The sequence below is a fragment of the Methylophaga sp. SB9B genome, from assembly GCF_004832235.1.
In the GTDB taxonomy this organism is placed as follows: Bacteria; Pseudomonadota; Gammaproteobacteria; order Nitrosococcales; family Methylophagaceae; genus Methylophaga; species Methylophaga muralis.
The window spans coordinates 1-474 of sequence record NZ_SSXS01000031.1 but is presented as its reverse complement, the minus strand read 5'-3'; the positions used below and the strand labels follow the sequence as shown (position 1 = coordinate 474).

At 46.6% G+C, this 474-nt stretch carries 1 protein-coding gene; it reads right to left on the bottom strand.

Features of this window, described 5'->3' with window-relative positions:
- The coding region (locus tag E8Q33_RS15000; RefSeq protein ID WP_136555703.1) for a hypothetical protein at positions 1 to 355 on the bottom strand (355 nt) is incomplete at its 3' end.
- Positions 356 to 474 lie beyond the last annotated feature (119 nt).

Sequence of the window (474 nt, the reverse complement as noted above, 5' to 3'; positions counted from 1 at the left end):
CCAATGTCACCACATATACTCGACGCTCATTACCCTCTTTCGCCACTAAACCTTGAATGTATTGCCCCTTCTGCAAGTCATACCAGTGACTCTGACCTTCAAAATCTTTTTCCATAAACGCTAACACTGGGATCTTTACCGGCTTGGGAAAATAACGCTCCCATACGCCGCCATAAATGGATTCAATCTTTGCCCATCCAGTTATAGGTAAAAATCCAGGTTGCTTTTGTCGACGTCCCCAGGGTAACAACTCAATCGAGCCATCTTTTTTTAACACTGGCAGCATGGCTTTGGGGTTGGGGAAATACATCCGCATGAATTCATCACCATATTGAAAATAGGCTCCACCGCACATCAGATCGTCTTCCTATGGCCTGTGGGCTTCCATGCGGGGGCTATTACATTTGGCATCTCACTACGTCCGATCACAGGCATTGGTGCCACGGTAAATTCGCCGTAGCGTTGGTTAATCTT